The 22,028-nt window shown below is 68.5% G+C and carries 22 protein-coding genes; 12 read left to right on the top strand and 10 right to left on the bottom strand.

Annotation, left to right across the window (positions count from 1 at the left end):
• Window positions 1-19: 19 nt before the first annotated feature.
• The 6 genes from CEP17_RS09090 (at window position 20) to CEP17_RS09065 (ending at window position 6,671) form a co-directional block, all read left to right on the top strand.
• The gene (locus CEP17_RS09090) at window positions 20-1,273 is read left to right on the top strand and encodes an ABC transporter substrate-binding protein (RefSeq protein ID WP_239498486.1); all 1,254 of its coding nucleotides are present in this window, start codon (window positions 20-22) and stop codon (window positions 1,271-1,273) included.
• Window positions 1,274-1,281: 8 nt separating this feature from the next.
• Window positions 1,282-2,226: a sugar ABC transporter permease gene (locus tag CEP17_RS09085; protein WP_112932020.1), complete on the top strand. Its 945-nt coding sequence runs from the start codon at window positions 1,282-1,284 to the stop codon at window positions 2,224-2,226.
• The gene (locus CEP17_RS09080) at window positions 2,223-3,044 is read left to right on the top strand and encodes a carbohydrate ABC transporter permease (RefSeq protein ID WP_036320471.1); all 822 of its coding nucleotides are present in this window, start codon (window positions 2,223-2,225) and stop codon (window positions 3,042-3,044) included. The genes CEP17_RS09085 and CEP17_RS09080 overlap by 4 nt, the downstream gene beginning before the upstream one ends.
• A 2-nt stretch (window positions 3,045-3,046) precedes the next feature.
• A complete protein-coding gene (locus CEP17_RS09075) occupies window positions 3,047-4,435 on the top strand; it encodes a glycoside hydrolase family 13 protein (protein ID WP_112932019.1) in 1,389 nt (462 codons plus the stop codon).
• On the top strand, window positions 4,432-5,484 hold the full coding sequence (locus CEP17_RS09070) for a LacI family DNA-binding transcriptional regulator (RefSeq protein ID WP_005051831.1): 1,053 nt from the start codon (window positions 4,432-4,434) through the stop codon (window positions 5,482-5,484). Before CEP17_RS09075 ends, CEP17_RS09070 begins: the two co-directional genes overlap by 4 nt.
• A 200-nt stretch (window positions 5,485-5,684) precedes the next feature.
• Window positions 5,685-6,671 carry a helix-turn-helix domain-containing protein gene (locus CEP17_RS09065; RefSeq protein ID WP_036320462.1) on the top strand — a complete coding sequence of 329 codons (987 nt, stop codon included), beginning with the start codon at window positions 5,685-5,687 and terminating at the stop codon, window positions 6,669-6,671.
• An 8-nt stretch (window positions 6,672-6,679) separates the two neighbouring features.
• Here CEP17_RS09065 and CEP17_RS09060 read toward each other — a convergent pair whose 3' ends face one another.
• From CEP17_RS09060 to CEP17_RS09040, 5 genes are read right to left on the bottom strand one after another with little or no spacing between them, the layout of a single operon-like run.
• A complete protein-coding gene (locus CEP17_RS09060; protein WP_112932018.1) occupies window positions 6,680-7,234 on the bottom strand; it encodes a hypothetical protein in 555 nt (184 codons plus the stop codon).
• Between the two features lie 10 nt (window positions 7,235-7,244).
• Window positions 7,245-7,814: a hypothetical protein gene (locus CEP17_RS09055; protein WP_112932017.1), complete on the bottom strand. Its 570-nt coding sequence runs from the start codon at window positions 7,812-7,814 to the stop codon at window positions 7,245-7,247.
• An 8-nt stretch (window positions 7,815-7,822) separates the two neighbouring features.
• Entirely contained in the window at window positions 7,823-8,416 is a 594-nt protein-coding gene (locus tag CEP17_RS09050) for a hypothetical protein (RefSeq protein WP_112932016.1), read from the bottom strand.
• Window positions 8,413-9,819 (bottom strand): hypothetical protein, encoded by a 1,407-nt coding sequence (locus CEP17_RS09045; protein ID WP_112932015.1) that lies wholly within the window; start codon window positions 9,817-9,819, stop codon window positions 8,413-8,415. Before CEP17_RS09045 ends, CEP17_RS09050 begins: the two co-directional genes overlap by 4 nt.
• Window positions 9,816-10,109 (bottom strand): type VII secretion target, encoded by a 294-nt coding sequence (locus CEP17_RS09040; RefSeq protein WP_112932014.1) that lies wholly within the window; start codon window positions 10,107-10,109, stop codon window positions 9,816-9,818. The genes CEP17_RS09045 and CEP17_RS09040 overlap by 4 nt, the downstream gene beginning before the upstream one ends.
• A 153-nt stretch (window positions 10,110-10,262) precedes the next feature.
• Between CEP17_RS09040 and CEP17_RS09035 the strand changes: the two genes are divergently transcribed.
• Window positions 10,263-12,488, top strand: a complete 2,226-nt coding sequence (locus CEP17_RS09035; protein WP_112932013.1) for an AAA family ATPase — start codon at window positions 10,263-10,265, stop codon at window positions 12,486-12,488.
• A gap of 102 nt (window positions 12,489-12,590) precedes the next feature.
• On the opposite strand, the gene CEP17_RS09030 is transcribed toward CEP17_RS09035, so the two are convergent.
• Window positions 12,591-13,172 carry a nitroreductase family protein gene (locus tag CEP17_RS09030; protein ID WP_112932012.1) on the bottom strand — a complete coding sequence of 194 codons (582 nt, stop codon included), beginning with the start codon at window positions 13,170-13,172 and terminating at the stop codon, window positions 12,591-12,593.
• A 187-nt stretch (window positions 13,173-13,359) separates the two neighbouring features.
• Between CEP17_RS09030 and rraA the strand changes: the two genes are divergently transcribed.
• Both rraA and CEP17_RS09020 read left to right on the top strand, forming a co-directional pair.
• On the top strand, window positions 13,360-13,830 hold the full coding sequence (gene rraA / locus CEP17_RS09025) for a ribonuclease E activity regulator RraA (protein ID WP_112932011.1): 471 nt from the start codon (window positions 13,360-13,362) through the stop codon (window positions 13,828-13,830).
• Window positions 13,831-13,911: 81 nt separating this feature from the next.
• Window positions 13,912-15,225: a cation:proton antiporter gene (locus tag CEP17_RS09020; protein WP_112932010.1), complete on the top strand. Its 1,314-nt coding sequence runs from the start codon at window positions 13,912-13,914 to the stop codon at window positions 15,223-15,225.
• A gap of 22 nt (window positions 15,226-15,247) precedes the next feature.
• Here the strand turns inward: CEP17_RS09020 and CEP17_RS09015 are convergent, their stop codons facing one another.
• Window positions 15,248-16,336, bottom strand: a complete 1,089-nt coding sequence (locus CEP17_RS09015; protein ID WP_112932009.1) for an ABC transporter permease — start codon at window positions 16,334-16,336, stop codon at window positions 15,248-15,250.
• Window positions 16,333-17,217 (bottom strand): ATP-binding cassette domain-containing protein, encoded by an 885-nt coding sequence (locus tag CEP17_RS09010; RefSeq protein ID WP_112932008.1) that lies wholly within the window; start codon window positions 17,215-17,217, stop codon window positions 16,333-16,335. The genes CEP17_RS09015 and CEP17_RS09010 overlap by 4 nt, the downstream gene beginning before the upstream one ends.
• Window positions 17,218-17,467: 250 nt before the next feature.
• Here CEP17_RS09010 and CEP17_RS09005 point away from each other — a divergent pair, with 250 nt between their 5' ends.
• Entirely contained in the window at window positions 17,468-18,835 is a 1,368-nt protein-coding gene (locus CEP17_RS09005; RefSeq protein WP_239498485.1) for a hypothetical protein, read from the top strand.
• Between the two features lie 54 nt (window positions 18,836-18,889).
• Here the strand turns inward: CEP17_RS09005 and CEP17_RS09000 are convergent, their stop codons facing one another.
• Together CEP17_RS09000 and CEP17_RS08995 are read right to left on the bottom strand one after the other, a co-directional pair.
• On the bottom strand, window positions 18,890-19,600 hold the full coding sequence (locus CEP17_RS09000) for a response regulator transcription factor (RefSeq protein ID WP_036320423.1): 711 nt from the start codon (window positions 19,598-19,600) through the stop codon (window positions 18,890-18,892).
• A complete protein-coding gene (locus CEP17_RS08995; RefSeq protein WP_036320420.1) occupies window positions 19,597-20,883 on the bottom strand; it encodes a sensor histidine kinase in 1,287 nt (428 codons plus the stop codon). The genes CEP17_RS09000 and CEP17_RS08995 overlap by 4 nt, the downstream gene beginning before the upstream one ends.
• 92 nt (window positions 20,884-20,975) lie before the next feature.
• Here CEP17_RS08995 and CEP17_RS08990 point away from each other — a divergent pair, with 92 nt between their 5' ends.
• The gene (locus tag CEP17_RS08990; protein WP_036320418.1) at window positions 20,976-21,398 is read left to right on the top strand and encodes a VOC family protein; all 423 of its coding nucleotides are present in this window, start codon (window positions 20,976-20,978) and stop codon (window positions 21,396-21,398) included.
• A complete protein-coding gene (locus CEP17_RS08985; protein WP_112932007.1) occupies window positions 21,398-22,024 on the top strand; it encodes a dihydrofolate reductase family protein in 627 nt (208 codons plus the stop codon). Before CEP17_RS08990 ends, CEP17_RS08985 begins: the two co-directional genes overlap by 1 nt.
• The last annotated feature ends 4 nt before the right edge of the window (window positions 22,025-22,028 follow it).

The following is a 22,028-nucleotide window of genomic DNA, read 5'->3' as shown; positions in this document are numbered from 1 at the left end:
AGCAATGATGCACCGCAGAATGACCGCCGCACTCGCCGTGGGGGTGGCCGGCACCCTCGCCTTCGCCGGCTGTTCCCCGTCGACCGGCGCGGCCACCGACACCACCACCGTGACGATCTGGCACTACTGGGACGGCACGAACGCCGACACCTTCGATGCCATGGTCGACTCCTACAACGCCTCTCATCCGGGTGTGAAGATCGTCACCACGAACGTCCCAAACGCCGACTTCCTCACCAAGCTCCGGGCGTCCGCGACCTCGAAGACGCTTCCCGATGTCGCAATCGGCGATCTCGTCTGGGTCCCACAGATCGCGCAGATCGGATCGCTTGCGAATCTGTCCCCTCTGCTGCCCGCCGACACGCTCTCGGACATCAATCCGGCGCTCACCGGATTCGGCACGATCGACGGGTCGCAGGTATCCGTTCCTGTCTCGGCCAACAACCTCGGCTACATGTACAACAAGACCCTCTTCCAGAAGGCGGGCCTCGATCCGGACAAGCCCCCGACCACGTGGGATGAGCTCAAGGCTGATGCGAAGAAGATCCTCGACGCCACCGGCATGCCCGGGTACGACCTGTATACGCAGGCCGGCGACAACGGCGAGGGTCTGACCTGGAACTTCCAGGTCAACCTGTGGCAGGCGGGCGGCGAGTTCCTCACTGCCGACAATTCGGCGGCGGCCTTCAACACCCCAGAGGGTGCGAAGGCCCTGCAGTACTGGGTCGATCTGATCTCCTCCGGCGCCAGCCCCTACGCCCGGTGGGGCGAGTTCGAGAAGGGGCAGGGTGGGTCCGCGCAGGAGGGCTCGTGGATGGTCGGCATCTGGGCCGCCGACCCACCGTTCGAGTTCGGCGCCGCGCAGGTGCCGTATCCGAAGGATGGTGCCCCGGCGACCAATCTCGGCGGCGAGCAGGCGATGGTCTTCCAGAACTCCGACGCCAAGACGAAGGCGGCGGCCGACTTCCTGGGATGGTTCCTCCAGCCCGCGCAGGTCACCGATTGGAGCGAGAAGACCGGCATGCTCCCCGTGCTGAACTCGGTAGCCACCGGCTCGGATTACCTCGGCTGGGTGGATAAGACTCAGCCCCTGCTGCGACCGTTCGTCGAGCAGATGGCTGTCGCTCACGCCCGGCCCAACACGCCCCTCTATCCCCAGATCTCGCTCGCGTTCGCGCAGCAGATCGAGAAGGCGCTCGCGGGCGAGGCGACGGTGTCTGACGCGTTGGCAGCGGCAGAGAAAGCCGTCAACGCCGTCATCGCAAAGGGCTGAGCACTGCGGTGACGATCACAACCCGAGGGACCCGTCCGACGTCTGCGACGTCGGGCGGGTCCCACCCCCGCGTCAGACATCGCTACGACCGCGAGCAGGTGTTCACGGCGGCGCTGTTTCTCGCGCCCGCCCTCGTCGTGTTGGCGATCTTCGTCCTCTACCCGATCGTTTCGGCCGGGTACATCAGTCTCACGGCCTGGAACGGCTTCGACCCCACGAAGGAGTTCATCGGTGTCGGCAACTACCTCCGGCTGTCGCAGGATCCCGAGTTCTGGAACAGCCTCTTCGTCACCGTGCTCTACGCGACGGGTGTCTGCGTCCTGAGCGTCGTCACGGGGCTCGCGGTGGCCCTGCTGCTCGACGCGCCCTTGCGCGGGCGCGGTCTCTACCGGGGGATCTACTTCCTTCCGGCGGTCACGTCTTCGGTCGCGGCCGCCATCGTCTGGCGCTACATGCTCGACCCGTCGGGCTTCGTCAATGCGCTCCTTGCTCAGATCGGCATTGACGGGCCGGACTGGTTGCAGGACCGCTGGCTCGCGTTGGGGGCACTCACCCTGTTGACGGTCTGGAAGAACATCGGGTTCAACGCGGTGTTGTATCTGACGGCGATGCAAGCCCTCCCGCACGGCATCTACGAGGCCGCACAGCTGGACGGTGCGTCGGCACGACAGCGGCTGAGGTTCCTGACGATTCCGCTGCTGTCGCCCATGACGTTCTTCGTGGTGGTCCAGGCGCTCATCACCAGCTTCCAAGCGTTCGACCTGGTCTACGTCCTCACCGAAGGTGGCCCGCGCGGCGGCACGGATGTGCTGGGGATGTTCATGTACCGCACGGCGTTCCGGCTCGGGGACTTCGGCTACGGCACGGCTATCGCGTTCGTGACGCTGCTGCTCGTGCTCGGAGTGACCCTCGTGCAGTGGCGGGTCAGTGGCTCGGGGAAGGACGCGCGATGAGGCAATCGCTCGGTGCACGCGCGGCGCGCCACATCGTCCTGATTCTGGGGGCCGTGGTCGTGGTCGTCCCGTTCCTGTGGATGTTCACGACGTCGCTCCTCAGTCGTGCGGAAACCTACACCAACACATCGATCCTGCCGACGTCGTGGCACTGGGAGAACTACGTCAGAGCCTGGCAGGCTGCGCCGTTCGCCCAGTACTACCTCAACAGCATCATCATGACCGTGGGCATCGTGCTCGGACACCTCGTCCTCGACGCGCTCGCGGCCTACGCGTTCGCGCGCCTGCGTTTCCCTCTTCGCAATACGCTCTTCGTGGTCCTGCTCGCGATGCTGCTGATCCCGACGTTCGTGACCGTGATCCCCGCGTACGCCATCGTGGCCGATCTTGGATGGATCGACTCGTACGCCGGATTGATCGTGCCGCGCCTGGCCGACGTGTTCGGCATCGTGCTGCTGCGCCAGTACTTCTCGACGATTCCGACCGAGCTCGAGGATGCCGCGCGCATCGATGGTTGCAGCCGGATCGGCACCTTCTTCCGCATCATCGTGCCACTGTCGAGGCCCGCGTTCGCCACCCTCGCGATCTTCAGTTTCCTCTTCGCATGGAACGACTTCCTTTGGCCGCTGCTCGTCACCAACACCGATGACTTCCGCACGATCCAGATCGGACTCTCGTCGTTCGTCGGTCGCTACGGCACGAGCTGGAACTATCTGATGGCCGGCACGTTGACGGCGACGATCCCGGCCATCGTGGTGTTCCTCGTCTTCCAGCGCGCGCTCGTTCGCGGCATCTCCACCACCGGATTGAAGGATTGACCATGCCCGCTCCCGATTGGCTCGCCGATGCCGTCTTCTACCAGATCTTCCCCGACCGCTTCGCCAACGGGGATCCGTCGCTGAACCCGCCGGACGTGGTGGCCTGGGATGCCGAGCCGACGCGCGACAACTTCTTCGGCGGGGATCTTGCTGGCATCCGCGCACGCCTGGATCACATCGCCGCAGTGGGAGCGAACGCGATCTACCTCACGCCCATCTTCGAGGCAGGTACCAACCATCGCTACGACGCGATCGACTACTTTCGTATCGACCATCGTCTCGGCGACCTCGATGCGTTCCGATCGCTCATCGACGATGCTCACGCGCGCGGCATTCGCGTCGTGCTCGATGCCGTGCTCAACCATTGCGGCGATGGACACTGGGCATTCCGTGACGTCGTCGAACGTGAGGCGGCCTCCCCCTACGTGAACTGGTTCTCCGTCGAAGGCTTTCCGGTGAACGTCGAAGAGGGCAACCCCAACTACCGCACGTGCTCCGGCTGCTGGTACCTCCCCAAGTGGAACGCCTACAACCCCGAGGTGCGCGCGCACCACGGCGATGTGGCGCGCTACTGGATCGACCAGGGAATCGACGGGTGGAGGCTCGATGTCCCGTACTTCATCAACCAGAGCTTCTGGCGCGAATTCCACCGGATCGTGAAGGACCGCGACGATCAGCTCTACATCGTCGCGGAGGAGTGGCGCGAGCCCGAGCAGTGGCTCACGGGTGACCTCGCCGACGGGACCATGAACTACACCCTGCGCGACCTGGTGCTCGGTTTCACCGCGGATCGTACGATCGACGGCTTCGCGTTCGCGGAGGGGATGAATCGCCTGCGTGCTCGCATCCCGGAGGGATTCCATCGCGGAATGCTCAACCTGCTCGGCAGCCACGACACGGAACGCCTGCTGACGCGACACGGCGACGACGAGCAGTCGGCTCTCGCTGCGTTCACGCTGTTGTTCGCCGCCGAGGGAGCGCCCATGCTCTATTACGGCGACGAGGTCGGCATGCGCGGGCAGAACGATCCGGGATGCCGGGCGGGCATGGTGTGGGATCGCAAGCGCTGGTCGACGGCCTTGTACGAGGGTGTCCGTGCGCTTGCGCGACGGCGAGCGCAGTGGCCGGCGCTGCGTCGCGGAACGCAGCAGGTGTCGGCGCTGGATGCCGACACCGTCCTCGTGTCGCGTCTCTGGGAGGATGAGCAGGTGGTGGCGATCGTGCATCGGGGACAGGGCATCGACGTCGACCCGGCGGCGCACGCCGAGCTGCGCGGAGATCAGGACTGGACGGTCGTCGACGTCGACGGAGACGCCTCGGCCCGGAACTGGCGCATTCGCGCCGGCGGCGCGCTGATGGCACGCCGCCCATTCGGCGGGGCCGGCGCATGAACCGGCGACCGACGATGCAGGACGTCGCGGACCGCGCAAAGGTCTCGAAGTCGGCCGTCTCTTTGGCCTACAACGACCCGCGGAAGCTCTCTGCGACGACGCTCGAGAACATTCTCGCCGCGGCGTCCGAGCTCGGGTACTCCCAGGACCCGGCCGCCCGGATGCTGCGTCGGCGCCGTACCGACAGCCTCGGTCTGCTGCTGCCGCAGCAACTCGACCGCGTTCTGGAAAACCCCTACTACACGCTCTTCATGCAGGGGATCGGGCAGGTGTGTCAGCGCGAGGGCTTCACTCTGCTGCTGGCTCCGCCCCTGCGCGGATCGATGCTCAAAGCCATCCCCTACGCGGCCGTGGATGGCTTCATCGTTTGCGGTCTGGAGTTCGATCGGGGCGAAGTGACGGCGCTGCAACAGCGGGGAGTGCCTTTCGTGCTTGTCGACAGTGAGGATCACGATGGTGTCTCCCGCGTCGACATCGACGATGGTGCGGCGATGGAGGAAGTCGTCGACTACCTCGTCGGTCTCGGACATCGCCGATTCACCTTCGTCGCCTTCGAGACGGAGGCCGATGGGGGCCGCGCGGCGTGGCGGGGCGCCGTCCGACAGCGTTTGGACGGGGCGGTCCGCGCGTTGGCGAAGGTCGGTATCGACTTGTTGGACGACGGGATCGACATCGTCGAAGCGCCCAACACGCGTGCCGGCGGCGCGTCCGCATTCCGTCGCGCATGGGAGGCATCTCGTCGTCCGACGGCCATCGTGGCGTTCAGCGACATCCTGGCCGTGGGCGTGCTCGACGGTGCGCGAGAGGCGGGGGTGGACGTTCCGCGCGACCTGTCCGTCTCGGGATTCGACGACCTCATCGAAGCGGGATGGACGCGACCGACTCTCACGACAGTGCGCCAGCCGATCGTCTCGAAGGGCCGGTTGGCGGCGGAGTATCTCGTGGAGGCTATCGCCGCGTCAGACGAAACGACGATCGATGTGCATCAGCGGCGGTTGAGCACGGCGCTGCTGGTTCGCGAGTCCACGGGCCCGGCGCCCGCCGGGTAGGCGGCGTCCTCACGGCAGGCGTGACCGGTCGGTCCGCACCGGCCGGTAGTCGTCGGTGATGAGGGCGCGAACGGTCGCGCCGACCGATACGACGATGACGAGTGCGAGAACAAGGAAGAAGATGAGCATGGCAGAAAAGCTATGCCCGTAGCCGGAGAGTCACGAGTGGCAGAACTGCTCAAAGGAGTAGGATTCCTGCCATGAAGACCATCGCCTGCGTCGTCCAGCCCGGTTTCGCTCCCTTCGAGTTCGGTCTGGCCTGCGAGGCGTTCGGGCTCGATCGGTCGGACGACGGCATCCCGAACTTCGACTTCCGCGTCGTCGCGCCCGACCCGGGCGCGGTGCCGAGCAACCTGCGCTTCTCGATCAACGTCGACGACGATCTGTCGTTCGCCGACGAGGCCGATCTCGTCGTGATCACCCCGATCCCGCGCGACCAGTGGGCGCACGTGGACGAACGCGTGTCCGCCGTGGTGCGCCGCGCCGTCGAGCGAGGCGCCTGGGTGCTCACGGTCTGCAGCGGCTCGTTCGTGGTGGCGGCTGCCGGGGTGCTGGATGGCCGGCGTGCGACGACCCATTGGCGCTACGCCGACACGATGGCCGAGATGTATCCGCGCATCGACGTCGACCCCAACGTTCTGTACGTCCAGGACGGGCGCATCATCACCAGCGCCGGCACGGCAGCGGGGCTGGACGCATGCCTTCACCTGCTGCGCCTCGAGCTCGGCGCCGAGATGACCAACACGATCGCGCGCCGCATGGTCGTCCCTCCCCAGCGCGACGGCGGCCAGGCGCAGTTCATCGCGAAGCCGCTGCCCGAATCCACGTCGCTCTCGCTCACACCGGTCACCGAGTGGATGCTCGAGAACCTCACCCTCGATCTGTCGGTGGATCAGCTCGCCGCCCGTGCTCACATGTCACCGCGCACCTTCGCGCGTCGATTCAAAGCCGACTACGGCACGACGCCCGCGGCCTGGCTGGGACGCCAGCGGATCATCCACGCACAGCGTCTGCTCGAGCAGACCGACCTGGGCCTGGACGCCATCGCGTCGGCGTGCGGCTTCGGGTCGGCGGCCGTGCTGCGGCAGAACTTCGGGCGCACTCTGGGGCTGACGCCCACCGCCTACCGCGCGCGCTTCACGTGCACGACGCCGGTGCCTGCAGATCTGGAGGCGATGGCCTCCTGATCGCGGCCTCAGGCCAGGCGGATCGTACGGGCCAGTTCGTCGACCACCGGGTCGAGAGCCTCGGCGAGAGGGAGGTCGGAGCTGGCGGTCATCACCACGATGTCGCGCTCGCCGGTGCGCCAGACCCAGTTGGTGGCTCGGGCGATCGCGTCGGCCTCGGTGCGCACCCATCGCGTGGATTTGATCCCCGCGCCGAGATGCTCGGAGTCGAACGGGACGACCTCGGGCTCGCGCACTGCAGGTCCCTGCTTCTCATGCGTGAGGTCGATCAGTGCGACGTCGTCGCGATGCGGCATGTCGTAGACGTCGACGATGGCGTGCGGTGCGGTGATGTTCGGTAGATGCACGAAGCGGATCGTTCCCGATCGGTTGCTGCGCACGGCGCCGACCAGGTAGGCCCGCAGCCAGTCGACCAGCTCTGCGGGTGCGGCCGTGCGGCCTTCGCCGCCGAAGGCGCGTGCGACGGCATCCGCCCACTGCTCCTCGTCGCCGAACGACTCCCAGGGGAAGAGGTTCGGCACGTAGACCCAGCGGTCCAGGTCGTAGTCCATGTCGATGGCCATGAAGTTCCTCTCAGTCCCAGCGAAGCGTCTGCAGCAGCAGATCGCCGAGCTCCGCGAGGGCGTCGACGATCGGCGCGAGTTCGGGGTCGACCGTGCCGCTGATCGTGCAGATCGCGACCAGCTGCCGGTCGCTATCGGGAATCGGCCATCGGAAGCGCACTCTCATCAACGGTGCCATCTCGTCGGCTCTTGTGGGCACGGCGAACCTCTCGGTCGCTCGAACGGCCTCGCCTGCGGATGTCGTCACGGTCTCGCTGATCTCGGATGCCGAGGGCTCCGGGTCGTCGACGGCGGGTGCCGTGCCGGTGCTGATCGCGATCGCCAGCGACACCGGCGCGCGCCACGGCACGCCCATCGGCACGATGAGGTCGAGTACGCCGGCCTCGCGGGCGCTGCGCGCAGCGGCGACCAGCTGAGCGGCGGTCCGGTCGATCTGCGGGCCGTAGCTGTCGCGAGGCAGGTCGCGATAATGCCGACGGACGAGGGCGGTGATCTCGTCGTCCGTGGAGTGGCCGACGGGGATGAGCAGGAAGCCCGGCGGCAGCACGAGCCGGTAGCGCGGGGGCGCGATCTCGTTCATGGTGTCCTTCACTGCCCCGGCGGACGGCGCTGCATCCGGTTGCGATTCCAGTCCCACGGGCGGCGCGGGGCGCGACGCACGATCTCTTTCGGCGGCACCACGGTACCGTCGTCGTCTCTGTACTCCCGCCACGTTCGCGGCAGCAGGCGCAGTCCGCTCAGCAGCATGCGTGCGACGGTGACGAGGATCAGGAAGAACTGGATGAACACGAGGTTGTCGACCCCGAAGAAATTGACGCGACCCTCGTGGGCTTCCGCCGCCCCGGCGGCTGCGGCGATGTAGAGCGTCGTGCTGAAGGTCAGCACGAGCACCGTCAGAAGTGTGCTCCGCGTGGTTGCCCGCGGACCCCGCAGGGGCAGTGGCAGCGACCCCAGGGCCAACACCACGAGCAGCAGGGTCATGGGGTAGGCCGCCCACCACGGTGGCATGAAGGCGGGAAAGCTGTCGGGCACGATGCCTTTGCTCACGAACGAACCGGTCACGAGCTGTCCCACCAGCAAGCCGATCGTCGGGAGTGCACCGAAGACAATCCAGAGGATGGTGGCGAGGAAGAGGCCGTCCCCGAAGCGGGCCTCCCATGCCACGCGGCGCTCGAGCGTCACGGGGTGGAGGCGGAGCGCCAGTCCGCTCCCATCGGCGCCTCGAACAGCCCCGGAACGAATCCGTACACCTCGTTGAGGCCGGTCGTGAGGGTACCCAGCGGTGTCTGGACCCCGGTCTGGTCCTGAACCCAGTTGACCAGCTGGTCGCTGCGGTTGATCCCGATTCCGACCAGGTTGTAGGAGTCGAGCGACGAGCCGATCTTGCCCATCGTCCCGACGACTCCCTTCAGGCTGTCGACGCCGCTCGTCACGAGGTTGTCGATGGCGCCGCCGGCGCCGAGCCGCGCCTGCGACGCGATCTGGTCGAACTCGGAGATGATGATGCTGTCCGACTCGCGGATGCCCTTGATGGCGTCGTCGCCCCAGTGCGTGACGACCTGTGCGAAGTTCGGCCGTGCCGACAGGACGCTCGCGCTCTCGTCGGCCACCATCCGCAGCGGCTGGCGGATCGATCCCACCAGGCCCCGATCGAGCAGATTGCCGATGACCTGGCGCGCGCCGTTGCCCCACACCATCCCGGGGCTGCGCACCGCGAGTGTGGCCGCGCGGCCGCCGCGCAGGGCGACGGTGCCGAGTTTGATGCCGGCCAGCGCGGCGCTGCCGACGCCGAAGGTCAGCACGCCGATGGCGTCCAGTGCGAAATCGAACCACGACCCGTCGCCCGACGAGGCCAGCAGGAAGCTGAGCCCCATCGACAGGACGGCGAGCCCCAGGGCGATGGGTGCGAGCACGGGGAAGAAGATCGACAGCACGCCGACGATGGCGGTGACGACCGTCAGAATGTCCTTGACGACCTTCAGCCACTCCGCGTTCTGGTTCACCCAGTCCAGGACGTTGTCCCACCACGAGTCGTTGAGCGAATCGCTGGACACCGTCTGCGAGATGGTGGATGCCGCGGCGTCGCCGGCCCGCTGCACGCGCTGGAGCGCGGCATCGTAAGCGGCCTGTGCCTGCGACAGATCACTCGCGGCCGTCGTGCTCATCGAGGAGTAGCGACGCGCGGCATCCGTCGCCTCCGCGAGCTCGTTCGGGTCGACGGTCTGCTGCGTGGCCTCGCGAGCCTCCGAGAGGTTGCGCTGCGCGTACATGTGCCGACGCTGGGCGTCGTCGTGCGCGGCGATGGCCCCGGCCGCCTGCTGCTGCGCCTGCTCGAGTTCGTTCGCGAAGTCGGACAGCGCGGAGCCGGCCACTTCGTACCGCTCGCGGATGCGGGAGAGGTAGGTCTTCGTGTCGCCGATCGTCCCGGCCAGCGCTTCGACCGCGTCGCTCGTCTCCTGCTGCGACGCGTCGATCACCGCCTGCAGCATCTCGACTGCTTCCGACACCGCGCGGGCGGTGGAGCTGTAGCGCGAGGCGTGCCCGCGGATGCCGGCGACGTCGCCGCCGATGGGTGCCATGGTCATCCGTTGCTTCCCTCCGTGAGCTTGTCGGCCAGCTGGCCGTCGACGCCTTCGAAGGCATCGGCGGCGCCGTCGGCGCGCTTCTGCAGCTGGTCCACGCGATCTGCGAGATCTTTGCGGCGCCGGTCCCACCCCGAGGTGAACTCGTCCACGGCGGAGGCGAGCCCGGCGTGCGGGATCATCCCCGCCAGGTCGCGCGCATCGCCGTCCGCGGCGGTGAGGGTGCCGTGGACGGTCGCGAGCTGGTTCGCGAGATTTCGGAGGTTCTCCGTATTGACGACGAGATCGGCCACGTCGTCACTTTAGGTGAGCCCCGGCGTCGTCGCGATGGGGAGGACTGCCCATCGCGCGGCCCCTTGCCGCCCGCATCACGTTTTGATAAAGTTGAGTCCAGATGGCTCAAGTTTGAGCCTCGCAGATTTCCTCATGAGTGTCAGGGAGAAACGATGAACGCACAGCCCCAGCCCGGGCAGGAGGAGCAGCAGAGCGCGCTCGAACAGTTCGGGATCAATCTCACCGACCGCGCCCGGCAGGGCAAGCTCGATCCGGTGATCGGACGCGACAGTGAGATCCGGCGCGTCAGCCAGGTGCTCACCCGTCGCACGAAGAACAACCCCGTCCTCATCGGCGAGCCCGGCGTCGGCAAGACGGCCGTGGTCGAGGGCCTCGCCCAGCGCATCGTCGCCGGCGACGTGGCCGAGTCGCTCAAGGACAAGGAGCTCGTCTCGCTCGACATCTCCGCGCTCGTGGCCGGGGCCATGTACCGCGGACAGTTCGAGGAGCGCCTCAAGAGCGTGCTCAAGGAGATCACCGAGTCCGAAGGTCGCATCATCACCTTCATCGACGAGCTGCACGTGCTCATGGGCGCCGGCGGCGGCGAAGGATCGGTCGCGGCCTCCAACATGCTCAAGCCGATGCTCGCGCGTGGGGAACTGCGCCTCATCGGCGCCACGACGCTCGACGAGTACCGCGAGTTCATCGAGAAGGATGCCGCGCTGGAGCGTCGCTTCCAGCAGGTGTACGTCGGTGAGCCCAGCGTCGAGGACACCGTCGCGATCCTGCGCGGCCTCAAGGAGCGCTACGAGGCGCACCACAAGGTCGCCATCGCCGACGGCGCGCTCGTGGCCGCGGCATCCCTCTCGAACCGCTACATCCCCTCGCGCCAGCTGCCCGACAAGGCGATCGACCTGATCGACGAGGCCGCCTCCCGGCTGCGTATGGAGATCGACTCCGCACCTCTCGAGATCGACGAGCTGCGCCGCCACGTCGACCGCCTCAAGCTCGAAGAGCTGGCCCTCAAGCGCGAGAAGGATGCCGCGTCGAAGGAGCGGCTGGCGACGCTTCGCGAGACCCTCAAGGTCGAGCAGGCGCGCCTCGACGAGCTGCAGGCGCGATGGGAGCGTGAGCGCGCTTCGCTGAACGCGGTCGGCGACCTCAAGACGCGCCTCGACCAGGCGCGCGTCGAGGCGGAGCGCGCCCAGCGCGAGGGCAATCTCGAGAAGGCCTCGCGGCTGTACTACGCCGAGATTCCGGCGCTGGAGCGACAGGTCGCGCAGGCCGAGAACGCGGAGGCCGCCGAGGGCGGCGAGCGGATGGTCGGAGACCAGGTGACGGATGCCGACATCGCCGCCGTCATCGCGGCGTGGACCGGCATCCCCGTCGGACGCCTGCTGCAGGGCGAGAGCGAGAAGCTCGTGCACCTCGAGGCCGAACTCGGCAAACGGCTGATCGGCCAGAAGGACGCCGTGAAGGCCGTCTCGGATGCGGTGCGCCGCTCGCGCGCCGGCATCAGCGACCCGAACCGCCCGACGGGCTCGTTCCTCTTCCTCGGGCCCACCGGTGTCGGCAAGACCGAGCTGGCGAAGGCGCTCGCCGAGTTCCTGTTCGACGATGAGCGTGCGATGGTGCGCATCGACATGAGCGAGTACGGCGAGAAGCACTCCGTCGCGCGGCTGGTCGGCGCCCCTCCCGGCTACATCGGCTACGAGCAGGGCGGTCAGCTCACCGAAGCCGTGCGGCGCCGGCCGTACTCGGTGGTGCTCCTCGACGAGGTCGAGAAGGCGCACCCCGAGGTCTTCGACATCCTGCTGCAGGTGCTCGACGACGGCCGCCTCACCGACGGGCAGGGGCGCACGGTCGATTTCACCAACACGATCCTGATCCTGACGTCGAACCTCGGATCTCCGATCCTCATCGACCCGACGCTCACGCTCGCGCAGAAGCGTGAGCAGGTCATGGCGCTCGTGCGCACGGCGTTCCGCCCCGAGTTCCTCAACCGGCTCGATGACATCGTGATGTTCCAGGCGCTCAGCCAGGACGACCTGGCTCAGATCGTTGAGCTGTCGGTCGATGCTCTGCAGCGACGGCTGCGCGATCGTCGGCTTACTCTGGCGGTCACCCCCGACGCGCGGGCGTGGCTCGCCGAGCGCGGGTACGACCCGATCTTCGGGGCCCGTCCGCTGCGTCGCCTCATCCAGTCCGAGATCCAGGACCGGCTCGCGATGGCGCTGCTCTCGGGCGGTGTGCGCGACGGCGACCTCGTACGCGTCGACGTCGCCGCCGACGGCTCGAGCCTCGTGCTCACCAGCGCGGGAGCGGCGCCCGACGAGAGCGGGGATGCCGCGGCATCCGACGACGACGACGTGATCGAGGCCGAGCTGCTCGACGACTGACGACCTGCGAAAAACCACTCCGCATGCGAAAAACCACTCCTGCACGTGTTTCTCGTGCGGGGAGTGGTTTCTCGCGGGGCGGGGCGGGGGAGGCGCCGCGCGTCAGTCGTTGACGATGAGCGACTCCGCGATGGGGCGACGCGCGCGCGGGGCCAGCTCGCGCTCGCGCAGCGCCTCGGGAGCGGCGTCGATGTCGCCGAGGGCGCCGACGGCCATCACGGTCACGGCCACGAGGTCGTCGCCGAAGCTGAACGCCGCGGCGATCGCGTCACGGTCGAAGCCGCCCATCTGGTGGGTGTGCAGGCCCGAGGCGTGCGCCTGAACCGTGAAGTGGGCGGCCGCCTGGCCGGTGTCGTACGCGGCCCACGGCAGCGGCTTGCCGTCGAGCGCGGCGGCCGATGCGAACACGACGAGAGCGGCGGCGTCTGCCGCCCACGACTGGTTGAAGCCCATCAGGGCGTCCACGATCTGCGCGTGCGCGGCCGAGCCGCGGCGGGCGACCACGAAGCGCCACGGCTGCGTGTTGTTGGCGGACGGTGCCCAGCGGGCCGCCTCGAGGGCGCTGGCGAGCGCATCCTCGTCGATCGGCGTCGCGGGGTCGAAGATACGGGTGCTCCAGCGCTCGGCGAGGACGTCGAGAATCGGCGCGTCGGTGTCGGCGGGGTGTGCGGCGATGGTGCTCATGGTCGTCTCCTGAAGAAGGATGAAGGACGGTTTGTCGGTGGGACGCCATCGGCCCGGTCGATGCAACCGTATGGAACCGACGTCTTGTTCCCATGAGGACCTATGAGTTTGCTGGCGGCGGAAGGATGCCGGAACTTCCGCGCTCATGACGGCGCCCCGCGCCCCCGCGTCTCGTTAGCGTGGCGTCATGACCACCATCGCGACGGCCGACCTGTACGACGAGCGCAGGGACGCGCTGGACTCGCTCGCCCTGCAGCTGCACGACTTCGGCGGACGGGCGGCGTTCGACGGCCCGGTCCGCACGATCCGCTGCCACCGTGACAACGCGCTCGTCAAGGCGACGCTCGCGACCCCGGGCGAGGGCGCCGTGCTCGTGATCGACGGCGGCGGCTCGCTGGAATCGGCGCTCGTGGGCGACCTGATCGCGGCATCCGCGGTCGCGAACGGTTGGGCCGGCCTCATCGTGCACGGCGCGATCCGCGACCGGGTTGCGATCGCCGCGCTCGATCTCGGTGTCAAGGCCCTCGGCTCGAACCCCCGCAAGAGCGCCAAGGCGGGCGTCGGCGAGCTCGACGTGCCGGTGGAGATCGCCGGCGTCGTGTTCCGTCCCGGGGCCCATGTCTGGGCGGATGCCGACGGCGTGCTCGTGGAGCGCTGACACGCGGCGGCGGCATCGACTGGCAGACTGATCCCGGAAACCGGGGCCCGTGCGCCCGAGACAGCCGAGGAGAGGTGAACGGTGCCGCTGATCTTCCTGCTGGGCTTCGTCGTGATCGGTCTGTGGTCGGTCGTCGCTCATCGTTTCGAACGCACCGGCGTGGCCGGTCCGGCCGTGCTCGCTCTCGCCGGAGCAGTGCTCGTGCTCATCGACGTCACCGGCTTCTCCGATGCGGTGGGCAGTGACGCCGCCGAGCACGTCGTGGAGCTGATCCTCGCCGTGCTGCTGTTCGTCGATGCGTGCGAGGTGAGCGGGGGCGTCTTCGGCGGCGAAGGGCGAACGATCGCGCGCCTCGTGCTCGTCGCCCTGCCGCTGTCGATCTTGGCGGTCGTGGTGAGCGGACTGTTCCTGCTGCCCCATCTCAGCGTCTTCATCCTCATCGTCGTCGCGTGCGTCATCATGCCGACCGACTTCGCGCCGGCGGCGACGCTGCTGCGCTCGCCGCGCATCCCCGCCCGGGTGCGCCAGATCTTGAATGTCGAAAGCGGCTACAACGACGGGTTGGTCTCGCCGGTGTTCGCCATGGCGCTGGCCGCGGCGATCGCCTGGCCGACGATCCTGGCGGCCGTCAACTCCGACACCCTTTCACCCGAGAACGAATCGCAGCTCGAAGAGCGGCTGGGGGAATTCTTCGAGGCCTTCTTCGGGGCCGTTCCCGCCACCGCGATCGCGATTGTCGTCGGCGCGGTCATCGGCGGTGTCTTCGGCGTATGCGTGCGATGGGCCTCGCGCCGCGGCTGGGCCGACGCCCCCGGCATCCGCTACGTCATGCTTCTCGTTCCCCTCATCGCCTTCGGCGTCGCGACACTCAGCAGCGTCGCGGCGAACGGCTTCGTCGCAGCGTTCGTCGCCGGCATCGTCTACCGCATCGCACGGACCAAGCGCACCGACGAGCGCACGATCCCGCACCCCGAGATCCTTCTCGTCGAAGAAGCCGGCACGCTCGCCGCCAACATCGTGTGGTTCGTCCTGGGAGCGATGACCACCGTCGTCGTCATCAACGGCGTGGACTGGCGCCTGCTCGTGCTCGTCGTCCTGGCGTTGACGTTGTTCCGCATCGTGCCGGTGTACCTGTCGATGCTGGGATCGCCCGTGCCCTGGGGGTCGCGCATCCTCATCGGGGTCGTCGGCCCCCGCGGCACCGCGACGATCGTGTTCGGGCTGCTCGCCTTCAACAAGCTGCCCGACGCGGAGGCCTACGACGTCCTCGCGATCATGGTGTTCACTGTCGTCGGCAGCATCCTGCTGCACGGCATCGCGGTTCCCCAGTTCGTCAATCGACGGATGCCGGTGCTCGCGCCGCCCGCGAAGGCACCGGCATCCGCCGATCACTGACCCGTCTCGGGGCGCGTCCTCGTCATCCGGCGAGCGCCTCGGAGAGCTTGACGCGCGCTCCCATGCGCAGCAGCGAGTTCTGATAGATCTTCGCGCCCACCCAGATGGCCGCCGCGCAGGTGACCAGCATGACCCCGAGCGACAGCAGCGGCTCCCACCACTGCGCGTCCCCGAGGAAGATGCGCACGGGCATGCCGACGGGGGCCGAGAACGGCACGTAGGACATGATCGTCATCACCAGCGGATTGTCGTTGAAGAAGATGACGAGGAAGTACGGCGCCATCACCAGCATGGTCAGCGGTGTCGTCGTCGAGCCGATGTCCTCCATCCGCGACACCATCGCCGCAGCCGCGGCGAACAGCGCGGCGAGCAGGATGAATCCGAAGAGGAAGAAGACGGCGAACCAGGCGATGGGGGCGCCGAGCCCGGCGAGCAGACTGCTTTGGCCGGTCACCGTGAAGCCGATGATCGCGATCGCCGCGAGGCCGATGATCTGGCCCATCGCGAGGATCGTGTTGCCGATGACCTTGCCGGCGAGCAGCGCCCGCACGGGTACGGCCGAGATGAGCAGTTCGACGACGCGGGTCTGCTTCTCCTCCACGACCGACTGCGCGATCGTCGAGCCGAAGGTCAGCGCCGCCATGAAGAAGATGAGCCCGAATCCGAGCGCGACCAGGTACCGCAGTCCCGGGTTCACGCCCGACGGGTCGAGCAGCTCCACCTGGGGGGTGAGGCTCAGCGCCTGCAGGAGGGACGAGGGAGCTGTGTCCTTCGCGACGACGGTGTACTCGAACGGCGCGGCGCCGCCCGGGATCAGTGCGGCGTCGACCGTGCCGTCCTGCACCAGAGCGCGCGCCGCATCGGCGTCGGCGACCTCGGTCGACTTCACGAGCGGGTTCTCGGCGACCGAAGCCGCGGTGTCGGCGGTGACGGCGACGGGGGTGCGGCTGTCGGACTGTGCCGAGAAGCCTCCCCACAGCACACCGACGAGCGCGAGCACGAAGAGGATGCCGGTGGAGATGAGATAGGCCTTGCTGCGCAGCTTGGATCCCACCTCGCGTTCGGCGACGAGCCACGTGCTCTGGGCGAAGGACGGAGCGCTGACGTTCACTGGATGACCTCCTTGAAGATCTGGGCGAGAGAGGGCTGCTGGGGGGAGAAGCTCGCGACATCGCCGGAGGAGACCGCGCGCTGCAGCACGCGCTGCGCCGCGGCATCCCCGTCGACGTCGAAGAGTGCATAGCCGCCGTCGAAGGAGAGCACATCGACTCCGGGCTCGTCACGGAGCCAGCCGAGATCGCCCCCGGAGATCAGTTCGTAGCGGTGCTGGGCGTGCTCGGCGCGGAGGGCGTCACGCGTGCCCGCCGCGCGGATCGTGCCGTCCGCGATGATGACCAGGTCGTCGCAGAGCCGTTCGACGACGTCGAGCTGGTGCGACGAGAACAGGACGGCCGCGCCCTGAGCCGCACGTGCCTGCAGCACGCCCGCGACGACGTCCACCGCGAGGGGGTCCAGACCCGAGAAGGGCTCGTCGAGGATGAGCACCTGCGGGTCGTGCACGAGAGCGGCGGCGATCTGAGCGCGCTGCTGATTGCCGAGCGAGAGGGTCTCGACGTTGTCGCGGAGGCGCTCGCCGAGACCGAGCTCCACGAGCAGCGCCTCGGCGCGCGCGGTGGCCTCGGCCTTGTCGAACCCGTGCAGGCGGGCGAGGTAGACGATGTGCTCCAGAACCCGCATCTTCGGGTACAGCCCGCGCTCCTCCGGCATGTAGCCGAACAGGCGTCGGTCGGACGCGGTGACGGGCGCGCCGTCGAGGGTGACCTCGCCGCTGTCGCGGCCGAGCACGCCGAGCACGATGCGCATGGTCGTCGTCTTGCCCGCGCCGTTGCCGCCCACGAATCCGGTCAGACGTCCCGACGGAACCCGGAAGCTCACGTCGTCGAGCACTCGCTTTACGCCGTAGCTCTTGGTGATGCCGTTCAGTTCGAGCATGTTCTCCTCCTCTGCGTGCCGATGACTCCACGTTAGGAAGGGCGGATGCCGCCGACCTCCCCCCTGGGGCGGGAATCCGCAGCGTGATCCGGTGCGCGGCGGCATCCGCCGGATGACCATCTCCCCCGTGCGGGGGAGCGGTCGGGCGGAGTAATCGCGGCGCAGAACCGCGGCGCACTCGGCGAACTCCCAGGAACGGGTAACACGGCGTCCACCATTTGCTCAGGCGGCTTCTCCTAAACTCTGTCGAGTGACGAGCGCTCCTGAGGTGACCCGCGCCCTCGGCGCCCGTGTATCCGACCGTGCCCGCGAGTGGTGGCCCCGCGCCCTGCACTTCGCGTTCACCCGTCGAGGCCTGCTCATCGGCTTCGCCGTCGTGCACGCCCTGTTCTTCCTCGCCCTGCTGAAGGTGATGATCTTCGGCGGAACCGAGGGCGACCTGCCGCTGTACCGTCTGTGGGCGGAGCAGGCGGCCCACGGGCACTGGCCCGTGATCGACATGCCGTGGGTCTACCCGGCCGGCGCTCTGGCGCCGATCATGGCCGCGATCGTCGCCGGCCCCTGGAACTACCAGCTCGTCTGGCTTCTGATGATGGTGGGAGCGAACTTCTTCGCCGTCCTCGCGCTCACCGACAATCTGCGCAACCGCAAGGGCTACGTCGCCGCCTGGTACTGGCTGGCCATCCAGGTCTTGCTCGCGCCCGTGTCGATGCTGCGTCTCGAGGGCTTCGCCGCGCCGCTGGCCATCGCCGGTCTCGTCTGGCTCGTTCGTCGGCCGTTCATCGCTGGCGTGCTGATCGCCGCCGCGACCTGGATCAAGGTCGCCCCGGCTGCTCTGGCCGCCGCCGCGGTTGCGGTCTCGTCGTTGCGTATGCGCATCATCGCCGGTGGACTGGCCCTGAGCGCGGCGATCGCCGGTGTCGTGGTCGCCTTCGGCGGTGCGTCGAACCTCTTCAGCTTCGCGACCATCCAGGGCGACCGTGCGCTGCAGCTCGAGGCTCCCGTCGCGACGCCGTGGGTGTGGGCGACGGTGCTGGGTCTTCCCGGTGCTCAGATCCACCAGAACTACGTGCTCGCGACGCGTGAGGTCGCCGGTCCCGGCGCCACCGCCGCGGGCGTGCTGGTCGGCTACGCCATGCCGATCGCCTTCATGGTGATCCTCGTGCTGCTGTGGCGTGCGCGTCGTCGCGCGCTTCAGGAGGGTGCCCTCTCCCGTATCGGGGAGCAGCACCTCATCCTTCGCGGCGCGTTCGCGCTGACGTCGGCGCTCATCGTGTTCAACAAGGTCGGCTCGCCCCAGTACATGCTGTGGCTCGCGCCCGTCGTCGCCGCCGGTCTGCTGATCGACCGCAAGGCCTGGACGTCGATCGCCGTCTGGCTCGCGGTCACGTGCTTCCTGACGACGCTCGTGTTCCCGGTGCTCTACCTCCCACTCATCGACGCGCATCCGTTCGCGGCCGGTGTGCTGCTCGCCCGCAACGTGCTGCTGGTCGGCATGTTCGGCTGGAGTCTCGTGGTGCTGTGGCGTCCCGACGCGACCCTGGTCTCGCTGCGCGAGCGCCTGGCGCGCGCCGCGACGACGGCCACCACCGGCTCCATCCCGGTCGCCGCTCGCTGACGAGGCCTCACCACCGACCGCGCCTCGCGGGCGGTGTGCGTCGACCGTGTCGGCTCAGACCATGCCGTGCCGGTGTGCGTAGACCACGGCGGCCACGCGGTCTCGCGCTCCGAGCTTCTGCAGCACGTTCGACACGTGCGTCTTGACGGTCGCCTCGCCGATGAAGAGGGCGGCGGCGATCTCGGCGTTGCTGTAGGCCTCGGCGAGCAGACGCAGCACCTCGCGCTCGCGCTCGGTGAGCTCGACGGGCGGAGCTGTCCGCTCCGGCGCCGATGACGCCGGCGGCTGCGCCGATGACGGCGCGGCGGCGACCCCGGTGTCGGTGTCGCGGGCGGATGCCGCGAAGCGCTCGATGACGCGGCGCGTCACGGCCGGCGCCAGCAAGGCATCGCCCGCGGCAGCGACGCGCACCGCCGTGACGAGTTCTTCCGGACCGGCGTTCTTGAGCAGGAAGCCGCTCGCGCCCGCGTGCAGGGCTTGGAAGAGATAGTCGTCACGGTCGAAAGTGGTCACCACGACCACGACCGCGTCGATCGACGGGTCGGCCACGATCCGTCGGGTCGCCTCGAGTCCGTCCATGTCCGGCATCTGCACGTCCATGCAGATCACGTCAGGGTGCAGCGAGGATGCGGCGGCCACGGCCTCAGCGCCCGTCCCGGCTTCCCCGACGACCACGATGTCGCTCTGGGCCTCCAGGATCATGCGGAACCCCGCCCGCATCACGGCGTGGTCGTCGACGAGCAGCACCCGCACCGGCGCGCTCATCGCGGCCCCGCGCTGACCGGTGTCGGGGGCGCGATTCTCGTCGTGCCGAGTCTGGCGGGTACCCGCGCCCGTACCACGAAGCCGCCGCGGGTGCGCGGACCCGCCTCGAGGGTGCCGCCCGATGCGGCTGCACGCTCGCGCATGCCGACGATGCCGAGTCCCGTGCGCCCGGCCACCTGGGCGCGGCCGCGGTTGGCGACCTCCAGCTCGACGTGGTCGTCGTCGAATCGCAGCCGGACATCGGCCGCGGCATCCGGACCTCCGTGACGCCGCGCGTTGGTGAGCGCCTCCTGGGCGATGCGGTACAGGTTCACCTGCACGAGCTCGGGCAGATCGATCGGGTCACCGACCACCGCGAACGTCGTGGGCATGCCGTTGTCGTTCGCGTGTGCGACGAGGTCGGGGATCGACTGCAGGCGCACCGTCGAGGCGGCGGGGGTGTCGGCGTCGGGGGTGCGGAGGGTCTCGAGCAGCTGGCGCAGCTCGGTGAGCGCGTCGCGTGCGGACGACTCGACGGTGACCAGTGCCTCGCGCGCCGCCGCCGCGTCGTGGTCCAGCACCGTGCGCGCGGCCCCTGCCTGCACACCCATGGCGGAGACATGGTGGGCGACGACGTCGTGCAGTTCACGGGCGATACGGACGCGATCCAGGGCGACCGCCTGGGCGGCGGTGATCTCGCGTTCGCGTTCGAGTTCGGCGGTGCGCTCTTCGAGCACCGCGCGCGCACGGGCGTCGGCCCAGGCGCGCTCTCCGAAGAAGTACGCGCCGCCGAAGTAGGCCGCGTTCACGAGGAACTGGATGATCATGTACGCGGCGAACGGCGAGAACAAGCCCGCGCGGGAGGGCCCATCGCCGTCCGGATCGATCGCGCTCTGAAAGGTCACCACGAGAAGCCAGATGAACATGCCGGCGATCACCGCGAGCCGCACGACGGTTGCGCGCCGGCGGTCGCTCACCCACGCCCCGACGGTGTACATGGCGATGAACAGGGCCACGTTGCCGACGTAGATCTCCGGGATGCGTACCGAGACGCCGACGAAGAATGCGAGCGCGACGACGATGAGCGTCGCTTCGGGAAAGCGCCGGCGCAGGGCCAGAGGGAGAGTGAGGGCGGCGACGTACACGAGCGCCCAGCCGAAGGCGGGGGTGTTCTCGCCGTAGAAGCCTGCCACCGTGCCCAGCCACGCGCTGATCACGGCACTGATCAACAGTGCGAGCGCGAGCCACACATCGTTGCGACGCTGCGCGGGCGTGGTCGTGCGGACGAGGGCGGCGGAGCTCATCCTTCCACGCTAGGGGCAGCCGGATGCCGTGGCATCCTCCCTGAGAGGGAGAGGGTCTCGACCTCATCGCGCCGGGGGTGCATGCTCTGGGTATGACGAGCATCTTCGTGAACATTCCGACGAACGACCTCGAGCGCAGCGTCGCCTTCTACCGGGCGCTCGGCTGCGCCATCAACCCCAACTTCACCGACGAGAACGCCGCGTGCGTCGTCTGGTCGGACGACATCTTCTTCATGGTGCTGCGGCGGGAGTTCTTCGCCACGTTCACCGAGAAGCCCGTCGGAGAGCCCAGGGAGTGGGCGCAGGCCTCGCTCTCGTTCTCCCGAGATTCACGCGCCGACGTCGACGCGATCGTGGAGGCGGGCCTGGCTGCCGGTGGCACCGAGCCGCACCCCGCTCAGGACTACGGCTTCATGTACAGCCGTGACCTGGACGACCCCGATGGCAACAGCCTCGGCTTCCTCTACATGGACCCCGTCGCCGCCGAGCAGGGCCCTCCGGCGGAGGCATCGTGATGCGCGGGCGGATCGTCATCGACCTGTTCACGACGCTCGACGGCGTCGCCCAGGCGCCGGGCGGCCCCGACGAAGACACCAGCGGCGGGTTCCCGTTCGGCGGCTGGCAGGCGCCGTTCGAGGACGCCGTCATCGGCGAGGACGTCGGCAGCGGCATCCGCCGGATGGACGCGCTGCTGCTCGGCCGACGCACGTACGACATCTTCGCCGGGTACTGGCCGCATCACACCGACGGGCCGGAGGGGTTCATCGGTCGGCACTTCGATGCCATCCCGAAGTATGTGGCGACCCGGGCCGGTGTCGACCCGGAATGGGCGGGCACCAGCGTGCTGACCGGCTCGGACGCCGAGGTCGCGGCGGCCGTGGATGCGCTGCGCGATCGCCACGCCGAGGTGCACGTGATCGGCAGCGTCGACTTCTCGCAGACGCTGCTTCGCACCCGTCTGTACGACGAGCTGAAGCTGTGGGTGCACCCGGTGGTGCTCGGTCAGGGCAAGAAGGTGTTTCCGGACGGCGCAGCACCGGCACGGCTGCGGCTGATCGCACCCGCCGTGTCGGGACCGACCGGCACGCTTCTGCTGCGCTACGCCCCCGACGGCGACGTCGTCACGGGCGACATGACCTGAGTTC

It is taken from the genome of Microbacterium sp. PM5 (genome assembly GCF_003293595.1).
GTDB lineage: Bacteria > Actinomycetota > Actinomycetes > Actinomycetales > Microbacteriaceae > Microbacterium.
Note: the sequence above shows the minus strand (reverse complement) of the source record. Positions and strands in the feature narration are given on the sequence as shown.